This window comes from Amycolatopsis sp. cmx-11-51 (assembly GCF_047608665.1).
In the GTDB taxonomy this organism is placed as follows: domain Bacteria; phylum Actinomycetota; class Actinomycetes; order Mycobacteriales; family Pseudonocardiaceae; genus Amycolatopsis.
Genome location: NZ_JADNQO010000010.1, coordinates 76,307 through 101,839 on the forward strand (window position 1 = coordinate 76,307; position 25,533 = coordinate 101,839).

General features: G+C 69.0%; 21 protein-coding genes. 9 read left to right on the forward strand and 12 right to left on the reverse strand.

Annotation, left to right across the window (positions count from 1 at the left end; translation table 11 throughout):
- Positions 1-175: 175 nt before the first annotated feature.
- On the forward strand, positions 176-1,675 hold the full coding sequence (locus tag ACM6LU_RS28140) for a DEAD/DEAH box helicase (protein WP_414940775.1): 1,500 nt from the start codon (positions 176-178) through the stop codon (positions 1,673-1,675).
- Positions 1,676-1,824: 149 nt separating this feature from the next.
- Positions 1,825-3,012 carry an 8-amino-7-oxononanoate synthase gene (locus ACM6LU_RS28145; protein WP_414940776.1) on the forward strand — a complete coding sequence of 396 codons (1,188 nt, stop codon included), beginning with the start codon at positions 1,825-1,827 and terminating at the stop codon, positions 3,010-3,012.
- On the opposite strand, the gene ACM6LU_RS28150 is transcribed toward ACM6LU_RS28145, so the two are convergent.
- Positions 2,978-3,460 carry a GNAT family N-acetyltransferase gene (locus ACM6LU_RS28150; RefSeq protein ID WP_414940777.1) on the reverse strand — a complete coding sequence of 161 codons (483 nt, stop codon included), beginning with the start codon at positions 3,458-3,460 and terminating at the stop codon, positions 2,978-2,980. The genes ACM6LU_RS28145 and ACM6LU_RS28150 overlap by 35 nt on opposite strands.
- A gap of 33 nt (positions 3,461-3,493) precedes the next feature.
- On the reverse strand, positions 3,494-4,327 hold the full coding sequence (locus ACM6LU_RS28155; RefSeq protein ID WP_414940778.1) for a S1 family peptidase: 834 nt from the start codon (positions 4,325-4,327) through the stop codon (positions 3,494-3,496).
- A gap of 399 nt (positions 4,328-4,726) precedes the next feature.
- On the opposite strand from ACM6LU_RS28155, the gene ACM6LU_RS28160 reads away from it, so the two are divergent.
- Positions 4,727-6,121, forward strand: a complete 1,395-nt coding sequence (locus ACM6LU_RS28160) for a mycothione reductase (RefSeq protein ID WP_414940780.1) — start codon at positions 4,727-4,729, stop codon at positions 6,119-6,121.
- A gap of 16 nt (positions 6,122-6,137) precedes the next feature.
- On the opposite strand, the gene ACM6LU_RS28165 is transcribed toward ACM6LU_RS28160, so the two are convergent.
- Together ACM6LU_RS28165 and ACM6LU_RS28170 are read right to left on the reverse strand one after the other, a co-directional pair.
- Positions 6,138-6,611: a hypothetical protein gene (locus ACM6LU_RS28165; protein ID WP_414940781.1), complete on the reverse strand. Its 474-nt coding sequence runs from the start codon at positions 6,609-6,611 to the stop codon at positions 6,138-6,140.
- Positions 6,612-6,705: 94 nt separating this feature from the next.
- Positions 6,706-7,953, reverse strand: coding sequence for a CynX/NimT family MFS transporter (locus tag ACM6LU_RS28170; RefSeq protein ID WP_414940782.1), 1,248 nt, complete (start codon positions 7,951-7,953; stop codon positions 6,706-6,708).
- Positions 7,954-8,001: 48 nt separating this feature from the next.
- On the opposite strand from ACM6LU_RS28170, the gene ACM6LU_RS28175 reads away from it, so the two are divergent.
- Entirely contained in the window at positions 8,002-8,688 is a 687-nt protein-coding gene (locus tag ACM6LU_RS28175; protein ID WP_414940783.1) for a FadR/GntR family transcriptional regulator, read from the forward strand.
- A 188-nt stretch (positions 8,689-8,876) separates the two neighbouring features.
- Here the strand turns inward: ACM6LU_RS28175 and map are convergent, their stop codons facing one another.
- The 6 genes from map to dxr form a co-directional block, all read right to left on the reverse strand.
- A complete protein-coding gene (gene map, locus ACM6LU_RS28180; protein ID WP_414940784.1) occupies positions 8,877-9,734 on the reverse strand; it encodes a type I methionyl aminopeptidase in 858 nt (285 codons plus the stop codon).
- A 23-nt stretch (positions 9,735-9,757) separates the two neighbouring features.
- Positions 9,758-11,563, reverse strand: coding sequence for a penicillin-binding transpeptidase domain-containing protein (locus tag ACM6LU_RS28185; RefSeq protein WP_414940786.1), 1,806 nt, complete (start codon positions 11,561-11,563; stop codon positions 9,758-9,760).
- Positions 11,564-11,613: 50 nt separating this feature from the next.
- Positions 11,614-12,468: a GNAT family N-acetyltransferase gene (locus tag ACM6LU_RS28190; protein WP_414940787.1), complete on the reverse strand. Its 855-nt coding sequence runs from the start codon at positions 12,466-12,468 to the stop codon at positions 11,614-11,616.
- A gap of 155 nt (positions 12,469-12,623) precedes the next feature.
- Complete coding sequence (gene ispG, locus ACM6LU_RS28195) at positions 12,624-13,775, reverse strand: flavodoxin-dependent (E)-4-hydroxy-3-methylbut-2-enyl-diphosphate synthase (RefSeq protein ID WP_414940789.1); 1,152 nt, start codon at positions 13,773-13,775, stop codon at positions 12,624-12,626.
- 118 nt (positions 13,776-13,893) lie between these two features.
- The gene (locus tag ACM6LU_RS28200) at positions 13,894-15,135 is read right to left on the reverse strand and encodes a M50 family metallopeptidase (RefSeq protein WP_414940790.1); all 1,242 of its coding nucleotides are present in this window, start codon (positions 15,133-15,135) and stop codon (positions 13,894-13,896) included.
- A 3-nt stretch (positions 15,136-15,138) separates the two neighbouring features.
- Positions 15,139-16,344 (reverse strand): 1-deoxy-D-xylulose-5-phosphate reductoisomerase, encoded by a 1,206-nt coding sequence (dxr, locus tag ACM6LU_RS28205; protein ID WP_414940792.1) that lies wholly within the window; start codon positions 16,342-16,344, stop codon positions 15,139-15,141.
- A gap of 95 nt (positions 16,345-16,439) precedes the next feature.
- Between dxr and ACM6LU_RS28210 the strand changes: the two genes are divergently transcribed.
- Positions 16,440-16,709 carry a DUF2631 domain-containing protein gene (locus tag ACM6LU_RS28210; RefSeq protein WP_414940793.1) on the forward strand — a complete coding sequence of 90 codons (270 nt, stop codon included), beginning with the start codon at positions 16,440-16,442 and terminating at the stop codon, positions 16,707-16,709.
- A 12-nt stretch (positions 16,710-16,721) separates the two neighbouring features.
- On the opposite strand, the gene ACM6LU_RS28215 is transcribed toward ACM6LU_RS28210, so the two are convergent.
- Complete coding sequence (locus tag ACM6LU_RS28215) at positions 16,722-17,321, reverse strand: hypothetical protein (RefSeq protein ID WP_414940795.1); 600 nt, start codon at positions 17,319-17,321, stop codon at positions 16,722-16,724.
- A 90-nt stretch (positions 17,322-17,411) separates the two neighbouring features.
- Between ACM6LU_RS28215 and ACM6LU_RS28220 the strand changes: the two genes are divergently transcribed.
- From ACM6LU_RS28220 to ACM6LU_RS28230, 3 genes are all read left to right on the forward strand, one after another.
- A complete protein-coding gene (locus ACM6LU_RS28220; protein ID WP_414940796.1) occupies positions 17,412-18,086 on the forward strand; it encodes a peptidylprolyl isomerase in 675 nt (224 codons plus the stop codon).
- Positions 18,087-18,378: 292 nt separating this feature from the next.
- Complete coding sequence (metH, locus tag ACM6LU_RS28225; RefSeq protein ID WP_414940797.1) at positions 18,379-21,987, forward strand: methionine synthase; 3,609 nt, start codon at positions 18,379-18,381, stop codon at positions 21,985-21,987.
- Positions 21,988-21,999: 12 nt separating this feature from the next.
- A complete protein-coding gene (locus tag ACM6LU_RS28230) occupies positions 22,000-23,439 on the forward strand; it encodes a PLP-dependent aminotransferase family protein (RefSeq protein WP_414940799.1) in 1,440 nt (479 codons plus the stop codon).
- A 38-nt stretch (positions 23,440-23,477) separates the two neighbouring features.
- Here the strand turns inward: ACM6LU_RS28230 and ACM6LU_RS28235 are convergent, their stop codons facing one another.
- Entirely contained in the window at positions 23,478-24,206 is a 729-nt protein-coding gene (locus ACM6LU_RS28235; RefSeq protein WP_414940801.1) for an alpha/beta fold hydrolase, read from the reverse strand.
- A 49-nt stretch (positions 24,207-24,255) separates the two neighbouring features.
- Here ACM6LU_RS28235 and ACM6LU_RS28240 point away from each other — a divergent pair, with 49 nt between their 5' ends.
- Positions 24,256-25,515 (forward strand): cytochrome P450, encoded by a 1,260-nt coding sequence (locus tag ACM6LU_RS28240; protein ID WP_414940804.1) that lies wholly within the window; start codon positions 24,256-24,258, stop codon positions 25,513-25,515.
- Positions 25,516-25,533 lie beyond the last annotated feature (18 nt).

Consider the following 25,533-nt stretch of genomic DNA (forward strand, 5'->3'; position numbering starts at 1 on the left):
CCAAAGCCAACCGAATGGCTCGCGGTATCCTTATCAATCAAGTGGCGCGCGGTGTCCTACAGACGCGGTGTGCCGGGTTCGTCCCTGTGAACGCCCATCTGTGCACACCATCTTGCCCTGCCTGCGTGCGGGCAGCCCGGGCCTCCTTGTGACGTGCCACGTCCGAGAGGCATTTGTGACAGTCACGTTCAACTCCGGCCACGTCTCACCGTCGGCGCGTCAGCACCGCAGCAAGCCGCGCACCCGCCCCACGGGTGACGCGATGCTGCGCGACGACGCCGTCGAGACGGTCAAGGCCACGACCTGGGCGGAGCTCGGTCTTCCCGAGCCGCTGCTGCGGGCGCTGGCCGACTCCGGTATCACCACCCCCTTCCCGATCCAGTCGGCGACCATCCCCGACGCGCTCGCCGGCCGCGACGTGCTGGGCCGCGCCCAGACCGGTTCCGGCAAGACCCTGGCCTTCGGCCTCGCGATGCTGACCCGGCTCAACGGCGGCCGCGCCCGTCCGAAGCACCCGCGTGCGTTGATCCTGGTCCCGACCCGTGAGCTGGCCATGCAGGTCGCCGACTCGCTGACCCCGCTGGCCAAGTCCCTCGGCCTGTGGTGCCGCACCGCCGTCGGCGGAATGGCCTTCACCCGCCAGGCCGACGCGCTTTCCCGCGGCGTCGACCTGCTGATCGCCACCCCCGGCCGTCTGTCGGACCACGTCCGCCAGGGCACCGCGTCGCTGTCGGACTGCAACTTCATCGCGCTCGACGAGGCCGACCAGATGGCCGACATGGGCTTCATGCCGCAGGTCCGCGAGATCCTCGACCTGACCCCGCGTGACGGCCAGCGCCTGCTGTTCTCCGCCACCCTCGACGGTGACGTCGACCGCCTGGTCCGGGCGTACCTGACGAACCCGGTCACGCACTCGGTGGCCCCGTCGACCGCCAGCGTCACCACCATGGACCACCACGTGCTCCAGGTGTCGCATCAGGACAAGCAGGACATCATCACCGAGATCGGTGCCCGCGAGGGCCGCACGATCATGTTCGTCCGCACCAAGCACCACGTGGACCGCCTCACCGAGCGCCTGCGCGAGAAGGGCGTCCACGCGGCCGCTCTGCACGGCGGCAAGACCCAGGGTCAGCGCAACCGGGTCCTCTCGGACTTCAAGGAGGGCTTCGCGCCGGTGCTCGTCGCCACGGACGTCGCCGCGCGCGGTATCCACGTCGACGACATCTCGCTGGTGCTGCACGTCGACCCGGCCGCCGACCACAAGGACTACCTGCACCGCGCCGGCCGCACCGCGCGCGCCGGGGCGTCCGGTGTCGTGGTCACCCTGGTCACCAACGACCAGCGCCGCATGGTGCGCCGGATGACCGACCGCGCCGGTGTCCGCGCCGAGCAGACCACGGTCCGCCCGGGCGACGCCGAGCTTTCCCGCATCACCGGTGCGCAGCAGCCCAGCGGTGAGCCGGTCATCGAGCGTCGTCGTGAGTCCCCGCGTCGCGGCGGTGGCCGTGGCTACGGTGGCAGCGACCGCGGTGGCTACCAGGGTTCGCGTGAGGGCGGACGCGAAGGCGGCCGTCCCGGCGGCTTCCGCGGCCGCCCGCGTCGTGGCGAGTCCGGTGGCGGCAGCGGCCGCCCGCAGCGTCCGGGTAGTCGCCCGCGTCGCAGCTTCGACAGCTGACACCCGTGATTTAACGGCGCACTCGCGTGATCAGACGGACGACACGCCCGGCGGGACTCCCGCTGAACGTGTCGTCCGTTCAAGCACGTGTGTCGTCCTGCGGGGACCACCACGTCCATCGGGAAACGGCGGGTGGGAGACTGCGGGACGTGACTTCTCCCGGCCCCGCTCCCCAGAACCTCCCGCCCGAGCAGGTTTTCGACTGGCTCGACGTGGAGGCGGAGAAGCGGGCCGAAGCCGGGCTGGTGCGCAAGCTGCGTATCCGGCAGGCACAGGAACCGGGGCTGGACCTCGCGGGCAACGACTACCTCGGGCTCGCCAGGGACAAGCGCGTCGCCGGTGCGGCCGCGGCCGCCGCGTTGCGCTGGGGCGCCGGGGCGACCGGTTCCCGTCTCGTCTCCGGCACCACCGAGGTCCACGCCGAACTCGAGCACGAGCTCGCCCGCTTCTGCGGCACCCAGGCCGCGCTGGTCTTCTCGTCCGGCTTCACCGCGAACCTCGGCGCCGTCACGGCACTGTCCGGCGCGGATTCCGCGATCGTCACGGACAAGTACATCCACGCCTCGCTGATCGAAGGCTGCCGTCTGTCCCGCTCGGACATCGCCGCTGTCGCGCACAGCGAACCGGGCGCTTTCAAGCACGCGCTCGCGACCCGACGCAAACCACGCGCGCTCGTCGTCACCGATTCCGTGTTCTCCGTCGACGGCGACATCGCCCCGCTGGAGCAACTCGCCGGTGTCTGCCGGGAGCACGGCGCGTCGCTGCTCGTCGACGACGCCCACGGCTTCGGCGTCCTGGGTGAGGGCGGCCGAGGCGCGGTCCACGCGGCGGGCCTCTCCGGAGCGCCGGACGTCGTCACCACGATCACGCTGTCGAAATCCCTTGGGGCGCAAGGAGGAGCGGTGCTCGGGCCGCGCCGCGTGATCAGGCATCTCGTGGACACCGCGCGCAGTTTCATCTTCGACACCGGGCTCGCACCCGCCAGTGCCGCCGCCGCGCTGGCCGCTCTCAACGCGCTGAAGGCCGAGCCGGAGCTGGCCACCAAGGTGACCGAAGTGGCCGGAAACCTTGCGATGCAACTGAAAGCGGCGGGGTTCCGGGTCAGTCTCCCGGACGCCGCGGTGATCTCGGTGCAGGCGCCGTCGCCCGAAGCGGCCGTCACGTGGGCGGCGTCGTGCGCGGATCAGGGCATCCGTGTCGGCTGCTTCCGTCCACCGTCCGTACCGGACGGCATTTCCCGCCTGCGCCTGACCGCGCGCGCCGACCTCACCGAGGCCGACGTGGACCGCGCGGTCGGGGTGATCACGGCTGCGGCGCCTCCCGGCGCCACATCGTGAAGTGCGGGATCCCGTCTTCCATGAACTCGTTGCCTTCGACCACGAAGCCGTACTTGGCGTAGAAGTCCTTCGCGTACGTCTGCGCGTCGAGGAGGCACGGCGCGTCCCCGATCCCCGCGAGCGCGGTCTCCATCAGCCGTCCCGCCAGTCCCTTGCCTCGGGAGCGAACGGACGTGCACACCCTGCCGATGCGGAAGGTGCCGCCGGCGTCCTGCAGCACCCGCAGGTACGAGTCGACGGCGACGGAACCGCCGATCCAGAGATGCCGGGTACCCGGCAGAACGTCACGCCCGTCGATCTCGTGGTAGGCGCACTCCTGTTCGACGACGAACACGTCGACGCGCAGGCGGAGGATGCCGTGCAGCTGTGCGGCGGTGATCTCGTCACCGGCGACGGACAGCGGGAACGACGAGGTCTCGGTGATCGGGGTGTCGGTGCTCACGCCCACTTGTTAGCACATCGGACGGGAAGACGGCATCGATCAGCCGATCAAGCCCCGCCTGTTCTGCTGGGAGATCTCGTTCGCGTAGTGCGAGACGCGGGTGTACACACCCGGTTTGTTCGGCTTCGCGCAGCCCTCGCCGAACGAAACGATCCCGATCAGCGTGTCCCCCACCACCAGCGGGCCACCCGAATCGCCCTGGCAGGCGTCGATCCCGCCTTCGGGGTAGCCGGCGCACACCATGTCACTCGGGTTGTAGCCCGAGTACGCGGTGCGGCAGGTCTTGTCGCTGACCACCGGGACGACCGCGCTGCGCAGGTAGTCCGAACGCGCGCCGCCGTCGGCGACGCGGCCCCAGCCGAGCACCGTCGCCTTCGTGCCTTCGCGGTACTTCTCGACATCACTGGTGTCGGCGACCTTCGCGGGCCGGTACGAAAGCTGACCGCTGACCGTCATCACCGCGATGTCGCCACCCTTGGCGGGATCGCCTTGGTAGTCGGGGCTGACCCAGACCTTCGAAACACGCAGTTCCACGCCTTCCCGCGATCGCTTGTCCTCGCGGCCCGCGACCACCCGGACGTCGTTCTTGTCGACCGCGACCGCGCAGTGCGCCGCCGTCGCGACCGTCGTGGAACTGACGATCACCGCTCCGCAGTACTGGTTACCGGCGCGATCGGCCAAGTAGACCGCGTATGGGTACTGCGAGACCGAAGCCTTGCCGCCGCCCACGATCCTCGGCTCGACGGCCTTGTCCGGTCCGCTCACCGCGCTGTCGTCCGCCGACGCGCTGCTGACCGCCACCGGCACCATCACGGCCGTCGCGAGCACCGCCCCGACCGCGAGCAACAGGGTGCGATGTGACTTCTTGGGCATCTTCGGTCCCTTCACCGGGGCGTACGTACGGTCAAACCCTGGGAAGTCATTCGACTCCAGCGCGTACACGAGCGATTGCGAATACCCTAATCCGAGAAAGCCCGAGGTGGTGTCACTGAAACGGGTGGAGCTGTGCTCACCGAACGCATCTGTCACGCCGGAGCCCGTGCGGGCGACGGGGACGGTTCTGGTGGTTACGGCCTTCTTCCAGCTGTCGTGTTCCAGTCCCGCCCCTCGTGTTCCGACAACCCCGCAGCCCGCGCCGTCCCCATCGGCAGCTACGAGCAGTCTCCCGAAACTTCGTCATCAGCACCGACACCGAGTACGCCAACCCCGCCGCCCGCTGTGACAAGTTGGCTAGAGTCGGAACCACCCGCTCCAGCCGCAAAGGAACACAGCGTGCCCCACTACGACCTGGTGATCGTCGGTACCGGATCGGGTAACTCGATCCTCGACCCGCGTTTCGCGGACTGGAACACGGCGATCGTGGAGAAGGGCACGTTCGGCGGCACCTGCCTGAACGTGGGCTGCATCCCGACGAAGATGTTCGTGCACGCCGCCAACGTCGCGGCCACCCCCGCGTCGTCGGCGAAGTACGGCGTCGACGAGGAGCTGCTCGGCGTCCGCTGGCGCGACGTCCGCGACCGGATCTTCGGGCGGATCGACCCGATCGCCGCGGGCGGGCGCGAATACCGCGTCAAGCACGAGGACAACAAGAACGTCACCGTGTACGAGGGCGAAGGCCGCTTCACCGGGCACAGGGAACTCCAGGTCAGCTACCCCGACGGCCGCCCGGCCGAGACGATCACGGCCGACCGGTTCGTCCTCGCCGCGGGCGGGCGCCCGGTGCTCCCGGACGTACCCGGCCTCGCCGAAACCGGCTATCACACCTCCGACACGGTGATGCGGCTCGACGAACTGCCCGCGAGCATCGTGATCCTCGGCGGCGGGTACATCGCGGCGGAGTTCGCGCACGTCTTCGCCTCGTTCGGAGTGAACGTCACGGTGGTCAACCGGTCCGGCGCGCTGCTGCGCTCCGAGGACGACGACGTCAGCGCCCGGTTCACCGAACTGGCCGCGCAACGGTTCGACGTCCGGCTCGACCGGAAGACCGTCCGCGCGCGCAAGACCTCGTCGGGAGTCGCCCTGGACCTCGAAGGCCCGCAGGGCGCCGAGACCGTCGAGGCCGAGGTGCTGCTGGTCGCCACCGGCCGCAGGCCGAACTCCGACATCCTCGACGTCGGCGCCACCGGCGTGACCACAGGCGAGCGCGGGCACGTCGTCGTCGACGAGTACCAGCAGACCGTGGTCGACGGGATCTACGCGCTCGGCGACATCTCGTCGGTCTTCGAACTCAAGCATGTCGCGAACCACGAACAGCGCGTCGTGCAGCACAACCTGCTGCACCCGGACGAGCGGATCGAAGCCGACCACCGGTTCGTCCCGCACGCGGTGTTCACCTCGCCGCAGGTCGCTTCGGTCGGACTGACCGAACGCGAGGCTCGCGAGCGCGGCGTTTCGTACGTGACGTCGCACCAGGACTACGCCGGCATCGCCTACGGCTGGGCGATGGAGGACACCACCGGCTTCGCGAAGCTGCTCGCCGACCCGGCCACCGGGCGACTGCTGGGCGCGCACATCATCGGCCCGCAGGCGTCATCGGTGATCCAGCCGCTGATCCAGGCGATGAGCTTCGGTCTCGACGCGAAGAGCATGGCGCGCGGGCAGTACTGGATCCACCCGGCGATGCCGGAACTGGTCGAGAACGCCCTGCTGAACCTGCCGCTGGACTGATCCCCTCACCCGCGAGTCAGGTCAGGATCACGCAGGCGTAGGCCTCATGCCTCTGCGCGAGATCCCGCACCACGTCTCTCGCGCTGTCGGAGGCATCCATCAAGGCGGGCGAGCGGGCCCCATTCCCCTGGAACCGCTCGCCTGCCTCGAGATAGTGGCGGACGGCCGCCAGAAAGTCCTCACGCGCCGAGACCGCGTCTCCGCGGCTCGTGCGGACCCCCGTCGCCCCCTTGAAGACCTCTCTGGCGCCGTCCACCTTCATCGCGACGTAGTGCTCCCACTTGCGCCGCTCGACCGCGACGTCCCCCCGTGGGTCCGGCCAATAGAGCTCGCGCCTCACGCCGCTGTCCTTCCCCGCCTGTACACAGACCCGGTTCACGGCGCGGTAGAACTCCGCGGTTGTCGCGACCGGAGCGGGCCGCTCCGGTGCGATAGCGACGCACACCGCGGCGAAGCAGGCCAAGGCCATCCCGAACGCCAGTTCCTCCATCACGCCGACCCCCAGCACCTGAGTTTTTGAACAGGTTCAACTCACTCAGGCTATGGCTCCGCCCGGCGTGGGGTCAAGAGGTTTTTGAACGCGTTCAGACGAAGCGGCGGCGACCGGCGAAGGCGCCGAAGGTCATCTGTGCGGCGAAGACGACGAGCATCATGATCCAGGGCACGGTCCAGCCGTGGGTGAGGTCGTGGAGCAGCCCGAAGAGGAAGGGCCCGACGGCGGCCATCAGGTAGCCGATTCCCTGCGCCATCCCCGACAGCCGCGCGGTGTCCTCGCTGGTGCGCGCCCGCAGCGCGATCACCGTCAGCGCGAGCGAGAAGACGCTCATCCCGAGCCCGATGAGGAGGCACCAGAGCAGTGGCGAGGCGGCCGGGGCGACCATCATGCCGACCATGCCGACGAAGCCGAAGACGCCGAGCCCGACGATCCACGGGCTCTGACTGCCGTGCCGCGCGGCCATCGGGGCCACCACGAGACTGATCGGGACGGCGATGAGCGAGATCAGCCCGAGCAACAGGCCGGAGTCACCCTTACTCACCCCTGCGTCGATCAACACTTCCGGCAGCCAGCCCATCACGACGTAGGCCAAAAAGGCCTGAGTGCCGAAGAAAAGGGTGACCATCCACGCAAGGGGGCTCCGCAGGAGCGATCGCCCGCTACCCTGCTTGCCTGCCTCGGGAACGGGCGCACGCCCGGTACCGCGGGCTGCGAGAATCCAGACGAGGAGTGCGAGCACCGCCAGCACCGACCAGGCGCCGAGACCTTGACGCCAGCCGCCGAACGCGTTCTCCAGGGGAGGGGTGAGCGCGGACCCCAGGGCGCCTCCGCCCTGAAGAGCGGCGGTGTACACGCCGGTCATCATGCCAACACGCGCTGGGAAGGAGTCCTTGATGACGACTGGGATCAGCACGTTCGCCAGTGCTATTCCCGCCGTGGCCACCAGGGTTCCCCCGAGCACGACGTACGGCCCGTCGATCACCCTCAGCACCAGTCCGACGGCCAGCACCGACAGCGCGGACGCGATGGCCACGCCGACGCCGAACCGGCGGGCCAGCGCGGGGGCGGTGAGCCCGGCGGCGGCGAAACAGAGGCCGGGGAGCGTGGTGAGCACGCCGGCCCAGGTCGCCGTGGCGCCGAGGTCGTCGCGCATCTCGCCGAGGATCGGGCCGACGCTGGTGATCGCCGGGCGCAGGTTGAAGGCGACCAGGATCACCGCGACGCCGAGCAGGACGCCGCCGGAGATCACTCCCGGTCGCCACTCCGTTTCGATCGAGCCTTCGAGTTCAAGACGATCGTCGAACGGGGAAGCGGATTCTCGGGAGTCGACACGCACGTCGGCTAGTATCACATACATAGGATGATTGGATGAAGGGACAACGCTGTGCCATTGGCCACCACGCGCCGTGCCGGCCTGGTCGATCAGGTCATCGAGCAGCTGCGTGACGCCGTCACGCAGGGAGAATGGCCCATCGGGCAGCGGATTCCGACCGAACCGGAGCTGGCAGGACAGCTCGGCGTCGGGCGCAACACCGTCCGGGAGGCCGTTCGCGCGCTCGCGCACACGGGACTGCTCGAGGTCCGGCAAGGCGACGGCACCTACGTGCGCGCGACCAGTGAGGTCTCGGGCGCGATCCGGCGGTTGTGCGGTTCGGAGCTGCGTGAAGTGCTGCAGGTGCGGCGTATCCTCGAGGTCGAGGGTGCCCGGCTCGCGGCCTTGTCGCGGACCGAGGAGGAGGTCACCGAGCTGCGCTCGCTGCTGGAACGCCGCAATCTCGAACTGCGGGAGCGCCACTGGGAGGATTTCGCCCGTCTCGACGCGGAATTCCACTTCGCCGTCGTCCAAAGTGGACACAACACCCTGCTGACCGAGATGTACCGCGGGCTCACCGAGGTGATCACGGCCAGCGTGGCCGCGACGTCGAACGTGACACCGGGGGGCGAATACCTGCCGGAGATCGGGCACGAGGGGCTCGCCGAGGCCATCGCCGACGGCGACGCCGACCGGGCCGCCTCCGAGGCGTGCGGTTTCCTGGACGAGCTGCTCGCCAGAGTGGAGCGGGACGAGTAAAAGCGCAACGAGCCCTCCAGCCGACCACACGGTCTCCCCGAGGGCGCTCTGTGCCCGACGGAGACTTCACGTCGCGCGCCCTCTTTTGGGCCGGAGGCCCACGGAAACACGATGAAGGGGCGCCTTCGCACACAACGTGAGTTGCGTACGATACGGCGCCCCTTCGGCGTGTTTACGTCAGCGCGCGATCAGGGAACAGTCAAGATCTCCGCGCCGTCCTCGGTCACCACGAGGGTGTGCTCGAACTGGGCCGTCCACTTCTTGTCCTTGGTGGTGACGGTCCAGTCGTCGGCCCAGATGTCGTAGTCGATGGTGCCGAGGGTGATCATCGGCTCGATCGTGAAGGTCATGCCCTGCTCGATGACCGTGTCGACCGACGGCTCCTCGTAGTGCAGGACGGTCGGCGCGGTGTGGAACGCCGGGCCGACACCGTGGCCGGTGAAATCCCGCACGACGCCGTAGTCGAACCGCTTCGCGTACGCCTCGATGACCCGGCCGATCACGTTGAGCTGCCTGCCGGGGCGGACGGCCTTGATCGCGCGCACGGTCGCCTCACGGGTGCGCTCGACCAGCAGCCGCGCCTCCTCGGAGACGTCACCCGCGAGGAACGTCGCGTTGGTGTCGCCGTGGACGCCGCCGATGAACGCGGTGACGTCGATGTTGCAGATGTCGCCGTCCTCGATCACCGTCGAGTCCGGGATACCGTGGCAGATCACCTCGTTGAGCGAGGTGCAGCACGACTTCGGGAAGGCCCGGTAGCCGAGCGTCGACGGGTACGCGTGGTTGTCCAGCAGGAACTCGTGGATCACCTTGTCGATGTCGTCGGTGGTCGCGCCGGGTTTGACGGCCTTGCCGCCTTCCTCGAGCGCCTGTGCCGCGATCCGGCTCGCGACGCGCATCGCCTCGATCACCTCGGGCGTGCGGACCCCGTTGCCCGTGTCGCGTTTCGGCGCCGGCCGGTCGACGTACTCGGGGCGGGCGATACTGGCGGGGACGACTCGCCTCGGCGTCTGGACGCCGGGCTGCAAGGGGGAACGAACGGACATGAGTCCAGCCTACGACCTGCTGGCTAGCCGAGCCCCGTCAGGAAGCGCTGGGCGGCCTCGACCGCGGGTTTGGCCGTCCCCCCGTCGGTGACCAGCACCGCGAAAGCCAGGTCACCGGTGTAGCCGACGAACCAGCCGTGCGAATGCGTCCCGTCGCCGAACTGGGCGGTCCCGGTCTTGCCCCGGACTTCGGGCAGGGGCTTGAGCAGGGTCGCCGTGCCGTCGGTGACGACCTCGCGCATCATCCCGCGGACGGCTTCGAGCACCTCCGGCCGGATCGGCTTCCCGAGACCGGACGACGTCGTGGTCATCCCCCGCACCAGCGTCGGCACCGGGACCTTCCCGGCCTGAACCGTCGCGGCGGCGATCGCCAGCCCGAACGGGCTCGCCACGACGGTCCCCTGGCCGAATCCGCTCTCCGCCCGCTGCGCGACGGTGTTCGACGGCGGCACCGAACCGGTGATCGTGGTCAGGCCCGGTATGACGAAGTCGGCGCCGATGCCGAGGTCACGCCCGGCGTCGGTCAGCGCGGCCGGCGGCAGCTCGGTCGAGAGCTTCGCGAACGTCGTGTTGCAGGACTTGGCGAAAGCGGTGGACAGCGGGACTACGCCGAGGGCGAATTTGCCCTCGTTCGGCACCGTCCGGTTCTCGAAGATGGCCGAGCCGGGGCAGTCGACGGGGCTGCTCGCCCGCACCGAGCCCGCGGACAGTGCCGCGACGGCGGTGGCCATTTTGAACGTCGAGCCCGGCGGGAACCGGCCGCTGAGCGCGATCGCGCCCTGTGTGTCGGCGGGGACGTTCTGTCCCACGGCCAGGACTTCGCCGGTCGACGGCTGGATCGCGACCAGCGCGGAAGCCGTCGGGAGCGAGGCGAGCGCCCGCTCCGCGGAACCCTGAGCCTTCACACTGAGCGTGCTGACGACCGCCGGAGCCGGTTTGGGCTGTTCGGTGTGCAGATCGGTGATCTCGCCGCCGCCCGTGTCGAGTGTGACGACACGCCAGCCCGCCGAGCCCTCCACCTGGTCCTCGATGAGCGAGCGAACGGCCGGCAGCACCTGCTTGCCGAAGTTCTTGTCGTCGGGCAGCAGCCGGTCCTGTTGGCCGAACCGGACGCCGGGCAGGTCGTAGATTTCGGGCTTCACCTGTTGGTAGTCGTTCGCGCGCAGACTGATCACCGGATAACCGGCTCCTGGCTTGAGCGTCTTCACCCCGTCGCGGATCGACTGGCCGGTCACCGAGGCGTCGAACCGGCTGAGCACCGCGCCGAGCTTGTCGGAGACCGCCACCAGGTCCCCCGCCTTCGCCGGGTCGAGCACCACGCCGACGACGGTCTGCGGGCGTAGCAACGGCATCCCGTCGCGGTCCAGCACCGGCGCGAGGTCCGGTGGCTCGGACTTCAGTGTGATGGTCTGCTGCACGGCCAGCTGCGGGTGGAGCGCTGTCGGCAGCCACCGCACCTTCCAGCCGCCCTGAGTGGAATGGACCTGCGCGTCGGCCTTGTACGTCCAGACGCGGCCGCGCGGGAGGTTCCAGGTGAGCCGATAGGTCGCTGTCCCGTTGTCCTCCCCGGACGAGTGCTGGACCTTCGTGTCCGCGACCTTGATCGAATCGGGGGAAAGCGCGTTCCGCGCCATCTCCAAGGACGCGCGCGCGGCGTCCGGCGAATCGGTGAAGGAGGCCGCGGCGGCCACGTCACCGGAGGAGAGTCCGTCGAGGAAGCCCGATACGGCCTCATCGGGACCGGAATCGGCGAAGAGTCCGCAGCCAGTGGCCGAAAGGGCCACCACTCCCGCGAGCACGACGACGGCGATACGACGACCTGCTGGCATGCAACGGATCCTGCCAGCCCCGGCGGTTTCCGACCGAACGCAACGCCGGTCTAGAAAAGAACCGTCGCGTATTGCCCGACCTGCTGGAAGCCGATCTTGCGATAGGCGGCGAGCGCCGGGCTGTTGTAGGCGTTGACGTACAGGCTCGCGGTGCGGCCCATCCCGCGGACGAGCCTGGTCACCACGGACGCCGTCCCGGCGGTACCGAGGCCGCCGCCGCGGCGTTCCGGATGCACCCAGACACCCTGGATCTGGCCGACCGTGGAGGACATCGCACCGATCTCGGCCTTGAAGACGACCTCGCCGTCCTCGAACCGCGCGAACGCGCGACCGCCGGCGATCAGTTCCGCGACGCGGGCGCGATACCCGGCGCCGCCGTCGCCGTTGCGGGGATCGGCACCGACCTCTTCGATGAACATGGCGATCGCGGCCGGAAGATACCTGTCGAGTTCCTCCGGGCGTACCGCGCGGACCAGCGGATCGACGGCCACGTGCGGGACCCCGTCCAGCGCCATCAGCGGCTGGTCTTGCCGTACTTCGCGAGCGGGGCCCCATTCGGGCTCGAGTTCATCCCACAGCCCGATGACCAGCTCCGCGTGGCCGACGAGCGAAGAACAGCTCCGCTGACGGCGCAGGGCGCGATCGGCGAAGGAACGCAAAGCGGAGGCGTTGCCGCGCAAGGGAACCAGGTTCGGCCCGGAGAAGCACAGCCCCTGGAGTCTGCCCGCCCGCACGGGACGGGAGTCGGCGGCCCAAAGCTCACCACCGAGCCGCCAGGGGTCGAGACCCGCGGTCTCCACCCTGGCACTGACCATGCAGCTGCCGACCGGGTCCGCGGCGAGCGCGGCACGGACCGCCGGATAGTCCCGATCATCGAGCAGCCGTGCACCTGCAAGCCGCAACACCACTCCAGGGTGCCAGATCGGCGGCGTAAACGGAACGCGAGCTTTACGACACGCTGAGAGAACCTTGGCTGGTGGAGGCGCCCAAGTGTGATGAACGGTCCGTTCATCACAGATTTCTGTGATGAACGGACCGTTCGTAACGTGGTCTCGACCAGTCAGCCGACCGTGACGGTGGGCTCTCCCTCGCCGATCGTCTGGCCCGACTCCTCCGCGATCCGCATGGCCTCTTCGATCAGCGTCTCGACGATCGCGTGCTCGGGAACGGTCTTGATGACCTCACCCTTGACGAAGATCTGGCCCTTGCCGTTGCCCGAAGCGACGCCGAGGTCGGCTTCACGCGCCTCACCCGGACCGTTGACGACGCAGCCCATGACCGCGACGCGCAGTGGGATCTCCATCCCCTCGAGCCCGGCGGTCACCTGCTCGGCGAGCGTGTAGACGTCCACCTGCGCGCGGCCACAAGAAGGGCAGGAGACGATCTCGAGCTTGCGCTCCTTGAGGTTCAGCGACTGCAGGATCTGGATCCCGACCTTGACCTCTTCCACCGGCGGCGCCGAAAGCGACACGCGGATGGTGTCGCCGATGCCTTGGCGCAGCAGCGCGCCGAACGCCACGGCCGACTTGATGGTGCCCTGGAACGCCGGTCCCGCCTCGGTCACCCCGAGGTGCAGCGGGTAGTCGCACTGCTCGGCGAGGATCTCGTACGCACGCACCATGACCACCGGGTCGTTGTGCTTCACGGAGATCTTGACGTCGTAGAAGTCGTGCTCGGCGAACAGCGACGCCTCCCACAGCGCCGACTCGGCCAGCGCCTCCGGGGTCGCCTTGCCGTACTTGTCCATGATCCGCTTGTCCAGCGAACCCGCGTTGACGCCGATCCGGATCGGGGTGCCGTGGTCCCTAGCGGCCCGCGCGATCTCCTTGACCTGGTCGTCGAACTTCCGGATGTTGCCCGGGTTCACCCGTACCGCCGCACAGCCGGCCTCGATCGCGGCGAAGACGTATTTCGGCTGGAAGTGGATGTCCGCGATCACCGGGATCTGCGACTTCGTGGCGATCGCGGACAGCGCCTCGGCGTCGTCCGCGGACGGGCACGCGACCCGCACGATGTCACAGCCCGCAGCGGTCAGTTCGGCGATCTGCTGCAGGGTCGCGTTGACGTCGGAGGTGAGGGTGGTGGTCATCGACTGCACCGAAATCGGGTGCTCGCTCCCGACGCCGACCGGCCCGACCTGCAGCTGTCGGGTCTTGCGACGCTCGGAGAGGACGGGAGGAGGAAGCGCTGGCATACCTAGAGCGACAGTCACGCCGTCAAGCGTACCTACCCCGATCGGCGGACAGACACGACGTCAGCCGTCACGGTGAGCAGCATTACCTGGGCAGCCCAACGGTGCTGACAGCGCGCTCCGTAATCGGCGGTCCCCGTCACTGGAACAGCTTGACCGGGTTCACGATGTCGGCGGTGACGGTGAGCAGCGTCACCGCTCCGCCGAGGAAGACGAGCACCATCGTGATCGCGGAGAGCTTCGTGTAGTCGACCGGGCCACCCGCCGCCTTGCCCCGCAGTTTCCGGAACCAGTCCCGGACCCGCTCGTACCAGACGACCGCGATGTGCCCGCCGTCGAGCGGGAGCAGCGGCAGCAGGTTGAACACGCCGATGAAGAAGTTCAGGCTCGCCAGCAGGAGAACGAAGATCTCCCACAGGCCACGCTCGGCGGCCTCACCGCCGATGCGGCTGGCGCCGACCACACTGACCGGGGTGTTCGGGTCACGCTCGCCGCCGAAGATGGAATCCACCACCGCGGGGATCCGCGACGGGAACTCGATCAGCCGTTTGGCGGTCTCGGAGAACATCGTGCCGGTGAAGGAGAACGTCGCCCCGACCGCGTCGGCCGGGCCGTAGGTCAGCAGCGGTGGCGCGGTGTTCTGGATCGGCGAGGCGCCGATCATGCCGACGTCCTTGACCGTGGTGTTGTTCGAACCGTCGGCGACCAGTCGCTGCACCCGCGGCACGTCGACAGTCAGGTTCAGCCGCTGCCCGTTGCGCTCGACCACGAACGGCGTCGGGCCGTTGGCGACCTGGACGGCGGCGAGCATGTCGCGCCACGTCTGCACCGGCTTGCCCGCGACGGACAGGACCTTGTCGCCCGCCTGGAGGCCGGCGGTCTTCGCGGGGGTCGGGGCGCCGGGCGGGCAGGTCGTGTCGTTGAGCTGCTCCATGGTCGTGGCCGCGCGGGCACACGACGTGGCACTGATCACGGCCTCGGTGGGCGCGGCCTGCGCGGCCGGGTTCGGCAGGCCCATGGTGACGGCCATCAAGTAGAGAATGACGAAACCGAGGATGAAGTGCATCGCCGAGCCCGCCGACATGACGACGGTGCGCTTCCAGGTCTTGAAGCGCCACATCGCGCGCTTCGACTCCTCCGGCGTGACCTCGTCGAGCGCGGTCATGCCCGCGATGTCGCAGAACCCGCCGAGCGGGATCCACTTGACGCCGTACTCGGTCTCGCCGCGGCGGAAGGAGAAGATCGTCGGCCCGAAGCCGATGAAGTAGCGCCGGACCTTCATGCCGAAGGCCTTCGCCGCCCACATGTGGCCGGCCTCGTGCAGCGCGACGGACAGGCAGATGCCCAGCGCGAACAGCACGATCCCGAGAATGAAGACCACGCGCTACTTCCCCTTACCGATCAGCGCACCGGCACGCGCGCGAGCCCAGCGCTCGGCAGCAAGTACGTCGTCGACGTCGCGAGGTTCGCGACGCCATTCGTCGGCGGCTTCCACCACCTGGGCAATAGTGTCCACAAGCGAGGTGAAGCCGGTGTTCTGTGCCAGGAAAGCGGCGACCAATTCCTCGTTCGCCGCGTTGTACACCGCCGGGACGCACCCGCCGACGGTGCCGGCGTGCCTTGCCAGCTCGACGGCGGGGAACGCCTCGTTGTCCAGCGGCTCGAAGGTCCAGCTCGCGGGCTTGTCCCAGACGCACGCGGCCGCGGCGTCGGGGACGCGATCCGGCCAGTGCAGGGCCAGCGCGATCGGCAACCGCATATCGGGCGGGCTGGCCTGGGCGATCGTCGAGCCGTCCACGAAGGTCACCATCGAGTGAATGATCGACTGCGGGTGGACGACCACGTCGATGCGATCGGTCTCGATGTCGAACAGGAGCTTCGCCTCGATCAGCTCCAGCCCCTTGTTGACCAGGGTGGACGAGTTGATCGTAATGAGCGGGCCCATCGACCAGGTCGGATGCGCCATCGCCTGCTCGACGGTGACGTCGGCCAGTTCCTCGCGTTTGCGGCCGCGGAACGGGCCGCCCGAGGCGGTGAGGACGAGCCTCGCGACCTCGGCCTCCCGGCCGGCGCGCAGGGCCTGTGCGATCGCGGAGTGCTCGGAGTCGACCGGGACGATCTGGCCCGGCTTGGCCGCGGCCAGCACCAGGGGGCCGCCCGCGATCAGCGATTCCTTGTTGGCGAGCGCGAGTGTGGCGCCGGTGGCCAGCGCGCGCAGGGTCGGCGGGAGCCCCTGGGAACCGGGCAGCGCGTTGAGGACGACGTCGACCGGGGTGGCGTCGATCATCTCGAGGACCGCGTCGGCCCCGGCGAAGATGCGCGGGAGCTTGAAGTCGCCGCTGGAGTAGCCGCGCTTCTGGGCCTCGGCGTACAGCGCGAGCTGCAGGTCTTCCACGGCCGTCGGCCTGCCGATGGCGACGGCGTCGACCTGGTGCGCCAGGGCCTGGGCGGCCAGCGCGGCGGGGTCGGAGCCGCCGGCGGCGATCCCGGCGACCCGGAACAGCGCCGGGTTACGGGCCGCGACGTCGAGGGCCTGGGCGCCGACCGAACCGGTCGAACCGAGTACGAGCACACTTCGCGAGGTAGTCATCGGGGGTCATTGTCGCGCGGGGCCCGTCGGGCGCGTGCAGCCAGGTGTGGGATCATTCGCGGGCAAGTGAACCACCGGGTCTTGAGGAGTTGATCGTGGCGAGCAAGGCGGTCGAAAAGCGTGGCCGGGTGGGCGTCGACACCGTCGATCCCCGCGACGAGCCGTCGGCCGAATGGGGCTGGCACGGCTCCTTCCCGAAGGCGACGCGGATCGCTGGCTGGTTGAGCGCGATCATTCTGCTGGTGATGCTGTACGGCAACCACCACGGCTGGACCGAGGACCTGTGGCTGATCGGCCTGTCCCTGACGCTGGTGTTCGGGCTGGTGCTCGACATGCGCAAGCAGCGCACGGCCTGGCGCAAGTAGTTCCTTCACGGCTCATCGGCCCCCGTTCTCCTTCGAGGACGGGGGCCGATTGCCGTCCTGGGACCACAGCTCCTTGGCGATCTTGACCGCGTCGCCCGCCTCGACCCCGTAGCGATGCCGGTACTTCGCCGCCGGCCGCTGGACCGCCGCCGCGACGTCCCCGATGGCGGCGTTGTTCCACGCCCCGTTCGGATAGAACTGCCGCATCACGGCGAGGAACCGGCCGGTCGCCCAGACCGGGTCGGTCCGCTGCTGGAAGGATCCCCAGCTGGCGCGCTGCTGGAAGAGCCCGACCGAGTCGCCGAGCCCGCCGTCGAGGTTGGCGATGCTCGACTCGACGATCACCGTGGCGATGGCGATGGCCGCCGCGCGTTCGTTGAGGCCCGATCTCTGGACGGTTTCGACGACCACCCTGGCGCACGACGTGTTGTACGGGTTCATGTAGCCGCGCATCTTGGTGCCGAGTTGCCGGTTGAGCGCTCTCGCCGTGTCCGCGTCGGCGGCGGACGCGCCCGTCTGGACGCACGGCAAGGCGACGTGTTCGACCTGGTCAGGCCGTAGCTCGGTCGGCGGGATCAGCAGCAGGAGGATCGCGAGGCTCGTAGTCACCATGTGCGTGTTCTAGCGGCCACGGCCACCCACCGTGCGCGACCCGCGTGAAGCGCTACCCGACGACCACCCATTTGAGTTAGGTTCCTCCTCATGAAGCTGCGCTGGGGTGTCACCGCTGTCGTTTCCGCTCTCGCCGCCGTCCTGTTGCCCGGTGTGGCCACGGCCGCACCTGCTTCGGTGTCCCTGCCGATCGTGCGCTGCGAGTTCACGCCGACGCCGGAGAACCCCGCCGCCCGGCCGGTGCTGCGGCCGCTCCCCTTCGCGCTGACCCGCGGCACCATCGACGTCACGTTCCGCTTCAACTACGGCCCCGTCACCGTCCGTCTGAACCGCGCCGGCGCCGCCCCGTGCGCCGCGCACAACCTGGCGAGCCTGGCCCTGCAGCGGTTCTACGACCACAGCCAGTGCTGGCGCCTGACGAACTCCTCGCGCCTCGGCGTCCTGCAGTGCGGCGACATCTACGAAGCCGAAAAGGGCGGACCGGGCTACAAATTCCCGGACGAGGTCGACGGCACCGAGACCTACGAACGCGGCACCATCGCCATGGGCAACCAGGGCCCCGGCACCAACGGCAGCGAGTTCTTCATCGTGCACTCGTTCGCGAACATCCCGAAGAACTACTCGGTGATGGGCAAGGTCGTGCGGGGCATGGACGTGCTGGACAAGATCGTGGCCGCCGGGATCATTCCGACGGATCCGAACGGTCCCGCCGACGGGCTGCCCGCGAAGCCGGTGAAGATCCAGAAGGCGACCGTCGGTTTCTGAGATCGAGGCCTCCTTCCAGGACGGCGGCACCACCTACGTCGTCGCGCTCATCGTTTCCGACGCCCTCTACCGCTGGGTCGAGGTTCGGAGCAAGCCCTCGACACCCGATCCCACAGTGCGGGAGCCCTTGCCCGCTCTGGCCCGCGGCTGAGCAATTCAGGCGAAGTGCCCTTGTGTGTGTCCGGTAAGCTCGTCGAAGGTCGAGAGGCGCTGCAACGGACCACGGGGTCCGCCACGCTCGGCCCAGGACACCACCGCAAGGGCGCCTCCCACGACATGGGAGGAGCTCTGGATGGAAACGACCGCCCTACGAAAGCTGCTGGATGAGCGCATCGCCGTGCTCGACGGCGCGTGGGGGTCGATGCTCCAGAACGCCGGCCTCAAGCCAGAGGACTACCGCACTGAGCGGTTCCACGATCACCCCCGCGACCTCACCGGCGATCCCGACCTGCTGAACATCACCCGGCCGGACGTCATCCTCGACATCCACCGCCAGTATCTCGACGCCGGCGCGGACATCACGACGACGAACACGTTCACCGCCACCACCATCGGCCAGGCGGACTACGGGCTCGAGGATCTCGCGTACGAGATGAACCTCCGTGGCGCCCGGATCGCGCGTGAGGCGGCGGACGCCGCCGGCGGGAAGTTCGTCGCCGGGTCGGTCGGGCCGCTGAACGTCACGCTGTCGCTGTCGCCCAAGGTCGAGGACCCGGCGTTCCGCGCGGTGACCTTCGACGAGGTTTACGCCGCGTACGCGGACCAGATCAAGGCGCTCGCCGAAGGCGGCGTCGATCTGCTGCTGATCGAGACGATCTTCGACACCCTCAACTGCAAGGCCGCGATCTCCGCCGCCCGCGACGTCGCGCCGCATCTGCCGCTGTGGATCTCGGTCACGATCGTCGACCTGAGCGGACGGACACTGTCCGGGCAGACGGTCGAGGCGTTCTGGAGTGCCATCGAGCACGCGGAGCCGTTGCTGATCGGGGTCAACTGTTCACTCGGCGCCGAGCAAATGCGCCCGCACGTCGCCGAACTGTCCCGTCTCGCGGGCACCTACACCGCTTGTCACCCGAACGCCGGCCTGCCGAACGCGTTCGGCGGGTACGACGAGACACCCGAGGAGACCGGCGGGCTGCTCGGCGACTTCGCCACGTCCGGGATGGTCAACGTCGTCGGCGGCTGCTGCGGCACGACTCCCGCGCACATCAAGAAGATCGCCGACGCCGTCCGTGGGATGACGCCGCGGCACGTCCCGGCTCCGAAGGCGAGTACCCGGTTCAGCGGGCTCGAGCCGTTCGAGATCGGCAAGGACACCGGGTTCGTCATGATCGGCGAGCGGACCAATGTCACCGGGTCCGCCAAGTTCCGCAAGCTGATCGAAGCCGACGACCACCAGGCCGCCGTCGACGTCGCGCTGGAGCAGGTCCGCGGCGGGGCGAACCTGCTGGACGTCAACATGGACGCCGACCTGCTCGACAGCGAAAAAGCGATGACCACCTTCCTCAACCTCATCGCCACCGAACCCGAGGTCGCCCGGCTGCCGATCATGATCGACAGCTCGCGCTGGACGGTCCTCGAAGCCGGGCTGAAGTGCGTGCAGGGCAAGGGGGTCGTCAACTCCATCAGCCTCAAGGAAGGCGAGGAGCAGTTCCTCCAGCAGGCCCGGCGCATCCGCGACTACGGCGCGGGCGTGGTCGTGATGGCCTTCGACGAGCAGGGCCAGGCCGACACCGCCGACCGGAAGGTCGCGATCTGTGGCCGTGCCTACGACCTGCTGACGCAGAAGGCCGGTTTCCTCGCCGAGGACATCATCTTCGACCCGAACGTGCTCGCCGTCGCGACCGGTATCGCCGAGCACAACGGGTATGCCAAGGCGTTCATCGACGCGTTGCCGCGGATCAAGGAACGCTGCCCCGGCGTGCGCATCAGCGGCGGTATCTCGAACCTTTCGTTCTCCTTCCGCGGCAACAACGTCGTCCGCGAGGCGATGCACTCGGCGTTCCTGCTCTACGCGGTGCGCGCGGGGCTGGACATGGGCATCGTCAACGCCGGACAGCTCGCGGTCTACGAGGACATCCCCAAGGATTTGCTGAAACTGGTCGAGGACGTGCTCTTCGACCGTCGTGAGGACGCCACCGACAGGCTGGTCACCTTCGCGGAAACGGTCAATGGCAAGGGAACACAGCGCGTCATCGACCTGTCCTGGCGCGAAGGCCCGGTCGAAGCACGCCTCAGCCACGCGCTGGTGCACGGCATCGTCGACTACATCGAAGAGGACACCGAGGAAGCACGGCAGAAGCTGCCGAGGCCGCTCGAGGTCATCGAGGGTCCGCTTATGGACGGCATGAAGATCGTCGGCGACCTGTTCGGGGCCGGGAAGATGTTCCTGCCGCAGGTGGTCAAGAGCGCGCGCGTGATGAAGCGGTCGGTGGCCTACCTCGAACCGTTCATGGAGGCCGAAAAAGAAAAGGCGCGCCTCGAAGGCCGGGTCGAAACCCGCCAGGGCAACGGAAAGGTCGTCCTGGCGACGGTCAAGGGCGACGTGCACGACATCGGCAAGAACATCGTCGGCGTCGTCCTCGGCTGCAACAACTACGAGGTGATCGACCTCGGCGTGATGGTCCAGGCTTCGGTCATCCTGGACACCGCCGTCTCCGAAGGTGCCGACGCAGTCGGGCTTTCCGGCCTGATCACGCCGTCGCTGGACGAAATGGTCAACGTCGCCACCGAAATGGAACGGCGCGGGCTGAAACTGCCGCTGCTGATCGGCGGCGCGACCACGTCACGCCAGCACACCGCGGTCCGCATCGCGCCCGCGTACGAGAACACGACCGTGCACGTCCTCGACGCTTCCCGCGTCGTCGGCGTCGTCGGTGACCTGCTCGACGCGGACCGCGCCGAAATCCTCGACAAGAAGAACCGCGAGGATCAGGAACAGCTGAGAATCCAGCACGCGAACAAGCAGCGGACCCCGTTGCTGACGGTCGAGCAGGCCAGGGCCAACCCGGAGAACGTCTCCTTCGACGAGGTCCCGACGCCCGCGTTCACCGGCGTCCGGTACGTCTCGCCGACGCTCACCGAACTTCGCGGGATGGTCGACTGGACCTTCCTGTTCCTGGCATGGGAGCTGAAGGGCAAGTACCCGGCGATCCTCTCGAACCCGGTCGCACAGGAGCTGTTCGACGACGCGAACACCCTGATGGACCAGATCGTCGCCGAGGAGCGGTTCCAGGCCAAAGGCGCGTACGCGTTCTGGCCGGCGCACTCCGAAGGTGACGACATCGTCCTCGAGTCGGGGATCAAGTTCCCGATGCTGCGCCAGCAGACCAAGAAACCGCTGGAGCGTCCGAACCGCTGCCTGTCCGACTACATCGCGCCGTCGGGTGCGGGCGACCACCTCGGCGGGTTCGCGGTCACCATCCTCGGGGCCGAGGACTTCGCCGCCGAGTTCGAGGCGAAGCAGGACGACTACCGCGCCATCATGGTGAAGGCGCTCGCGGACAGGCTCGCCGAGGCGTTCGCGGAGTACATCCACCTCAAGGCGCGGCGGGACTGGTTCGAACCGGACGCCGATCCGAAGCTGGAGGACCTGCACGCCGAAAGGTTCCGCGGTATCCGCCCCGCGCTCGGCTACCCGGCGAGCCCGGACCACAGCGAGAAGCAGGAACTGTTCGATCTGCTCGACTCCGACCGCCTCGGGATGGCACTGACCGAGTCCTTCGCGATGACGCCGGCGGCGAGCGTCAGCGGGCTGATCTTCGCCCACCCCGATGCGCGGTACTTCACCGTCGGACGGCTCGGCAAGGACCAGGTCGAGGACTACGCCGCCCGCCGAGGTCTCGAACTGTCCACTATGGAGCAATGGCTGCGCCCGAACCTCGCCTACGAACCCGAATGACACAATGATCGGGTGACTGCCGAGGGCTCGGACTTCCTGCAGCTGGACATCGGGGACGCACCACCGGGGCGCCGGTCGGACTGGCTGGCGTCGCGGTTGCGGCACGCCATCTCCGACGGCCGCCTGCCGGTCGGCAGCAGGCTGCCCGCGACCAGGGCGCTGGCCGCGGATCTCCGGGTCTCCCGCGGCGTGGTCACCGAGGCCTACCAGCGGTTGGTCGAGGACGGCCACGTCGCCGGACGCGGCCGTGCGGGCACGGTGGTCGTCGCGGCACCGGCGAGGACGAAGGAACAAACGACGCCAGGGCCGCCGTCGGCGGGCACGATCTTCCGGCCCGCCCCCGGGATCGGGGTCTTCGACTCGCTGCGGTCGACCCCGGCGAAGATCGACCTGTCCCCCGGCGTGCCGGATCTGACGGCCTTCCCGAGGACGGCTTGGCTCCGCGCCGAGCGCACCGTGCTCAACGACCTTTCGGCGGCGGCCTTCGGCTACGGCGACCCGCGGGGCGCGCCCGCGCTACGGCTGGCCATCGCGCACTGGATCGCGCGTACCCGCGGCATCACCGCCGACGCCGACGACGTCCTGATCGTCGCCGGTGTCGCGCAGGGCCTCGGGTTGCTGGCCCAGGTGCTGTGCGACAACGGGATCTCCGAGATCGCGGTCGAGGACCCGAGTTCGCTGGGCGCGCGGCAGCATCTGCACGACCGGCGGCTCGCGACCCCGCCGATCCGCGTCGACGACGAGGGCGTCGACGTCGACGAACTGGTCCGCAGCGGCGCGCCCGCCGTGCTGCTGACGCCCGCGCACCAGTTCCCGACCGGTGTCGTACTCGGCGGGGAGCGCCGTCGCGAACTGATGCGCTGGGCCGCGAACGGCGGGCTGATCATCGAGGACGACTACGACGCCGAGCACCGCTACGACCGCCCGCCGGTCCCCGCGCTGCGCTCGATGCTCGCCGAACAGGTCTGTTACGCGGGCAGCGTGTCGAAGTGGCTCGCGCCCGCGCTGCGGGTGGGCTGGATGCTGGTGCCGCCGCGGTACCGGGACGAGGTGGTCGCGGCCAAACGGTTCGCCGACCTCGGCAACGCCGTCCTCCCGCAGCTGGTGCTCGCGCACCTGATGGAGTCCGGTGAGATGGAACGGCAACTGCGCTTCGTGCGCAAACGGCACCGCCGGCGGCGGGACGCGATGATCGACGCGCTCCGGACACATCTCCCGGACGCCGTGGTGCACGGCGCGGCCGCCGGGCTGCATCTGACGATCACCTTCGACGCCGAGTTCTCCGACCTCGACTACGCCGCCGCCGCGCTGGAGCAGGGTGTGAAAGTGCAGCCGCTGTCGTGGCACTGCCAGCGGCCGATGAACCCGGGGCTCGTCCTCGGCTACGGGGCGAGCCCGGCGAGTGACATCGCCGAGGGCATCGCCGTCCTGGGCAAGATTCCCCACGTTTAGTCCTCTAGTCGCGGTAGTTCGCCACCGAACTACCGCAACTAGAGGACGAATTGCCGGGGGAAGGGCAGGAGTGCGGACGGGTCTTCGACGTGGGCGTTGTGGCCGAGTCCCCGGAGTACGACCGAGTGCGGACTGAGGGCGCGAAGCTGTTCGGGGCGGCTCATGGGGTCGTGCTCCCCGGCCGCGAGGACGACCGGGCAGCGCGCCGCGCCGAGCAGGCCGCGCATGTCAGGCGCGCCGACGCCGAACGCGCGGGGGTCGAGCGCCAGCCGCCAGCCGCCTTCGGTTTCGGTCACGCCGTCGGGATCCGCGTCGGCGAGGCCGACCAGACCGGCGATCTTGAGGAAGCCGCGTTCGGCGTCCTCACGGGCCGGGAACACCCTCGGTGGCTTGGCCGCCATGGCGGCCGCCCTCGCGAGGTCGTCCTCGCTCCATTCGACCTTGACACCGACCGTGAACAGCCCGGCGACCTTCACCCCGAACCAGCCGCTGGCCAACGCCAGCCCGACCACGCCGCCCAGGGAATGGCCGATCACCAGCACCGGCCCGCGTTCCGGGAGCGCGTCGGCGACCGCCGCGGCCAGACCGCCGAACGAGTAGTGCGGCAACCGGGCCGATCCCCCGTGCCCTGGCAGGTCGGGTGCCAGCCAGCGATATCCCGGCTGTGCCATGAGGCCGTCCCAGACCGCGCCCGTCGCGCCGAGGCCGTGCAGCAGCACCACGGCGGGGCCTTCGGTTCCGGCTGTGCGCATCTTCAGCTTGTCCACCGGACGGATCTTTCCCCAGTCCCCCGTTCGCGGGCTAGTGTTCGGAGCCGTGATCACCGATCCGGACACGTTCACCCGGGGCGTGCCGTACGAGCATCTCGCCGCGCTGCGCCGGGAGTCGCCGGTCATGCGGGTGGAAGATTTCTGGGCCGTACTGGGGCATTCGGACATCAAGCACGTGCTGAAGAACCCGAAACTGTTCTCGTCGCGCCTCGGCGGGACGCAGATCCGGGACCCGGCCACCGAACAGGACCTCGGTTACGTCCGCCGGATGATGCTCAACATGGATCCGCCCGAGCACGCCCGGCTGCGCGGCCTGCTCACCAAGGCGTTCACCCCGCGCGCCATCGGCAGGCTGACCGAGCGGATCCACCGCTGGGCAAGGGATCTGATCACCGAGGTCGCGGCGGACGGCCGATGTGACTTCGCCGCCGTCGCCGCCGATCTCCCGCTGCTCACGCTCGCCGAGGTCTTCGGGATTCCCGAACAGGACCGGCGGCTGATGTACGACTGGAGCAATCGCGTGATCGGCTACCAGGACGCCGACTACGCGGTGAGCGCGACCGTCGAGGCGGACGAGGTCACCGATCTCGCGCGGGCGGCGCTGGCCGTGCGGCCGGTTCCGGGACCGGACGGCGCGATGCCCGATCCGCGCACGCGCGCCGGGATGCCGGACCTCTACGCGTACGCCACCGCGCTCGGCGAGTACAAACGCCGGCATCCCGGCGACGACGTGATGAGCAACCTCATGGGTCACGTCGACGATGCGGCCGGGCGTGTCTCGATCGCGGAGTTCGAGAACCTGTTCTGGCTGTTTTCCGTGGCGGGTAACGAAACGTTGCGTAACGGCATCCCCGGCGGGATGCTGGCCTTGCTGTCGCATCCGGATCAGTACCGGCGGCTGCTGGCCGACCGATCGCTGCTTCCCGGTGCGGTGGAAGAGATGTTGCGCTGGTGGACGCCGGTCATGCACTTCCGCCGGACCGCGACCGAGGACGTCACTCTGTCCGATGTGGACATCCGGGCGGGCGACAAGGTCGTCGTCTGGTTCTCGGCGGCGAATCGCGACGAGTCCGTGTTCGAGGACCCGGATCGCTTCGACGTCGGCCGGACGCCCAACGATCACTTGACCTTCGGGCACGGCCCGCATTTCTGCCTCGGCGCCCAGCTCGCCAGGGTGCAGCTGCGGGCGATGTTCGAAGCGGTCCTCGATCTGCTCGGCGAGGTTTCGCTCGCCGGGGAGCCGGTGCGGTTGCGGTCGAACTTCCAGAACGGGCTGAAATCCCTGCCGATCCGCTGGCAGGGATGAGCCCCTTCCCGCCCCCGA